We start from the raw sequence: 3,664 nt of genomic DNA on the forward strand, positions 1-3,664 counted from the left end.
CCGCAGATGGACGAGGCCACACGCGAAGCCCGCTACGCCGCGTGGAAAAAGGCGGTCGAGGCCACCATCGCGGCGGCGAGGCCGGTCTGATGGACTTCGCTCTGCGCTTTCCCGGCCGCATTCTCTTCGGGCGCGACGAGCGGCATGCGGGCGCGGAGCTGATCGCGCGCTACGGGGCGCGTGTAGCGCTCGTGCGCGGGCGTTCGGTCGGTTGGGCCGACACGCTGGAAGATACTCTGCGCGAGGCGGGCCGGACGGTCGAGGTGATCGTCAGTCGCGGCGAGCCGAGCTATCCGGATCTATGTGATGCGCTCGGTCGGTTGCGCGAGATGCGCCCCGATTGTGTCGTTGCGGTCGGGGGCGGCGCGGTGCTTGATCTGGGCAAGGCTTTGGCGGCTCTGATCCCCGCTGCGAGCAATCCGATCGTGCATTTTGAATTGGTCGGGGAGGGGCGCCCGCTAAGCGCGCCGCCGCTGCCGTTCGTCGCGATCCCTACTACCGCCGGCACCGGAGCGGAAGCCACCCGCAATGCGGTGATCCAGTTCCCCGGGCACCGCCGCAAGGTCAGCCTGCGCGACGATCGGATGATGGCCTCGCTCGCGATCGTCGACCCGGCGCTGACCGATCGCTGCCCGCGTGCGGTCACGCTGGCCTCGGGGCTGGACGCGCTGACGCAGGTGATCGAGCCTTATCTCTGCCGTCGTGCGAATATTCTGACCGACGCGCTTTGCCGCGATGCGATCCCGCGCGCGATCCATGCGCTGGTCCAGCTGATGGCACGGGAGAGCACGGATGCACGAGATGACATGGCGCGGGCGAGCCTGTTCGGCGGCGTCGCTCTGGGCAATGCGGGCCTCGGCGCGGTGCATGGTTTTGCGGGCGTGATCGGTGGCCGGAGCGGTGCGGCTCATGGGGCGATCTGCGGACGGCTTCTGCCCGGAGTGCTTCAGGCGAACCGTGCCGCCGTGGCGGGCGATTCCGCGATGGCCGCGCGATTCCACGAGGTGGCGGGCTGGCTGGGCGAGGGGCTGGCGGTTGCGCCGGCTGGCGCTTTCACGGCGCTGGAGCGGCAGATCGACGAATGGGGGTTGCCCCGGCTTGGCGCGATGGGCGTCGAGCCGGATGAGATCGAGGAGACCGCGCGGCTGTCGCGGTCCAGCTCCTCCATGGCCGCGAATCCCGTGCCGCTGAGCGAAGATGTCCTGAGCGACATTCTGCGCGCCGCATTCTGAGCGGCTTCAGGTGCGAATGACAAATCCCCGTGCGATGTGATTACGCACGAACCAGATCATCGCGACACCCGGGATCAGCGAGACAACGGTCATCGCCATCACCAGCCCGATATCCGTTTGAAAGCCGAACAGCGCGCTGATCGCCATGGTGATCGGCTTGCCCGCAGTGACCGTCAGAATGCGCGCGAAGACCACCTCCACCCAAGAGAAGATGAAGCAGAAGAAGACGGTCACGCCGATCCCCGGCGCGATCACCGGGATCAGCTTTCCGACGAAGAAATGGCCGAAGGAATGGCCGTCGAGAAAACAGGTCTCGTCGAATTCGCGCGGCACGGCGGCGATGAAGCTCTCGAGGATCCAGATCGCGATCGGCAGGTTGAACACGCAATGCACCAGCGCGATCCCGACCGGGCTGTTCACCAGTCCGACATGGGCGAAGAGAATGAAGATCGGCAGCGACAGCACGACGGGCGGCGTCAGGCGAAAGGCGATCAGCGCGAAGAGAATGTGGCGATCGCCGGTAAAGCGGAAGCGCGCAATCGCGTAAGCTGCGGGCAGTCCGGCGGCGAGGCAGAGCGCCACGTTGAGCAGAACATAGACAAGCGAGTTCCAGATTGCATCGCGCAGGTCGGGGCGTGCGAAGACGGTGGCATAGTTGATCAGCGTCGCCTGTCCCTCGCGATATCCCTCGCGCGGCAGCGTCAGCGTGAAGCTCAACAGCACCGTTTGGACGAAGGGCAGCAGGATGAAGAGTGCCAGAGCTGCGAAGGCGAGGCCGAGCAGAATTGATGGGCGCATTCGCGTCATCTTCATCGGGTCGTCTCCGGCGAGGTGTCGCGCCCGGCGCGTATGCGGATGAACGCCCATGCGACGCTCAGCACGATCAGGAAATCGAGCATCGCACGCGCGGCGGCACGGCCATAGGTGAAGCTGCGAATGTCCTCTCCCAGTTCGAGCGAGATGAAAGTCGTCGCACCCTGCGGCCCGCCCGCGTTAATCGTGAAAGCCTCGGTGTAGATCATGAAGCTGTCCACGAAGCGCAGAAGCAGCACGATCGAGAGCGCCCCGGCGATGCGCGGCAATTCGATATGGCGGAATACCGCGAGCCGTGAGGCTCCGTCTATCGCCGCCGCCTGTCGATAGGAGGCCGGGATCGCCGACAGCGACGCATAGGAGAGGATCACGACGAGGCCCAGCCAGTGCCACGTATCCGCCGCGACGATCAGGATCCAGGTATGCAGCGCGGTGAACTTGTAGTCGAAGCCAATACCCGCTGCGGCGATCGCCTTGCCGAGAAGTCCGACCTGCGGATCGATCAGCGTGAGCCACATGCCCGCGATCATGTTCCACGGAACAACGAGGGGCAGGGCGAGCATCATCAACACCGGCACCGCCCAGCGACCGATCCGCAGCATCAAGAGAGCGATCCAGATCCCCAGCGGCACCTGAATCGACAACACGATGGCCGAAAACAATGCGCTTCGCCCGAGGCTCGCCCAAAAGCTCGGATCGCGGATGATCTCGAGATACCATTGCGGCCCGACCCAAAGTGCCGTGTCGAGGGTGAAGATGTCGTGGAAAGAATAGTTGAACACCGCGACCAGAGGCATGACAGCGACAAAGCCCAAGATGAGAAGCGCAGGCAACAACAGCAGCCACGCGCGGTTCGAATGCGGCTTGATCATCCCTATGCCCTCCCCGGAAGCAGCAAACTTCGCGCGTAAAGCGAACGGGTTGGTCGTATAAATGTCAAGGATACTAGAGATTTAAGGCGGTGGATGGGGCGACGGTGGCTGCCATCTCGGCGACGCTTGTGCCGGGGGAGGGGCTTTTGCTGTCGGTGCGACTGAGAAAGGGGCGCGCATGGCCCGCGATCGGGTAGAGCAGATGGCGCGCGTCGCAAACGTGGCGGAAGAGTTCGGTCGCTTCGCTCCGATCTTCGAGCGCGAGCTGTTCGAAATGGGATATTGGCCGCTCGAACAGGCAAAGCTGAAGACTAAAGAAGAAGCGTGAGCACTTCAGCACGCGGCTATAATCGTCAAAGCGGCGAACTGCTCGCCATCGCGCGTTCTCTTTCTGGCTTCGTGAGCGGTTTCGACCGTGCAGCAGATCTTTTCGAGATGAGCGATTGCATCCCGAATGGCATCTGCGAGAGGCGGGGCGACCTCCGGTGAAATCGAGAGCATTCCGTCCTCGCAGCGGTGCGCCCATCCCTTCTTCTGCAAGGTCAGCACTTTGCGTCGCACAGTTCCCCTTTGTCTCCCATGATATTCCGCGTTCGATCGTACGATAATGACGTATCGGGATCGCTGGTCATGAGCGTGCGTTGCGAGATGCGATCCTCATGGCTGTCCGATTTCGTTCATTTCGCTGGTGACTCGGTTTGGTTTGCGGGGTGCCCTTGGGGCATGCCTGGCAGGAGGTTTCGCGTG

Annotated in this window: 4 protein-coding genes; 2 read left to right on the forward strand and 2 right to left on the reverse strand. The window is 63.6% G+C overall.

Annotated features, from left to right (window positions below; genetic code table 11):
• Nucleotides 1-86 precede the first annotated feature (86 nt).
• Nucleotides 87-1,232 (forward strand): iron-containing alcohol dehydrogenase, encoded by a 1,146-nt coding sequence (locus tag DEM26_RS20045; RefSeq protein ID WP_369907883.1) that lies wholly within the window; start codon nucleotides 87-89, stop codon nucleotides 1,230-1,232.
• A gap of 6 nt (nucleotides 1,233-1,238) precedes the next feature.
• Here DEM26_RS20045 and DEM26_RS20050 read toward each other — a convergent pair whose 3' ends face one another.
• Nucleotides 1,239-2,045 carry a carbohydrate ABC transporter permease gene (locus DEM26_RS20050; RefSeq protein WP_233243250.1) on the reverse strand — a complete coding sequence of 269 codons (807 nt, stop codon included), beginning with the start codon at nucleotides 2,043-2,045 and terminating at the stop codon, nucleotides 1,239-1,241.
• Complete coding sequence (locus tag DEM26_RS20055; protein ID WP_233243252.1) at nucleotides 2,042-2,917, reverse strand: carbohydrate ABC transporter permease; 876 nt, start codon at nucleotides 2,915-2,917, stop codon at nucleotides 2,042-2,044. Before DEM26_RS20055 ends, DEM26_RS20050 begins: the two co-directional genes overlap by 4 nt.
• A gap of 178 nt (nucleotides 2,918-3,095) precedes the next feature.
• On the opposite strand from DEM26_RS20055, the gene DEM26_RS20510 reads away from it, so the two are divergent.
• Complete coding sequence (locus tag DEM26_RS20510; RefSeq protein WP_158275173.1) at nucleotides 3,096-3,245, forward strand: hypothetical protein; 150 nt, start codon at nucleotides 3,096-3,098, stop codon at nucleotides 3,243-3,245.
• The last annotated feature ends 419 nt before the right edge of the window (nucleotides 3,246-3,664 follow it).

Origin of the sequence: Thioclava sp. NG1 (assembly GCF_003122275.1) — a bacterium.
In the GTDB taxonomy this organism is placed as follows: Bacteria; Pseudomonadota; Alphaproteobacteria; order Rhodobacterales; family Rhodobacteraceae; genus Thioclava; species Thioclava nitratireducens.

Excerpts from the sequence above, each read along its gene's own strand:
- DEM26_RS20050 (WP_233243250.1), bottom strand. The coding sequence starts at position 2,045 with ATGAAGATGACGCGAATGCGCCCATCAATTCTGCTCGGCCTCGCCTTC.
- DEM26_RS20055 (WP_233243252.1), bottom strand. The coding sequence starts at position 2,917 with ATGATCAAGCCGCATTCGAACCGCGCGTGGCTGCTGTTGTTGCCTGCG.
- DEM26_RS20510 (WP_158275173.1), top strand. The coding sequence starts at position 3,096 with ATGGCCCGCGATCGGGTAGAGCAGATGGCGCGCGTCGCAAACGTGGCG.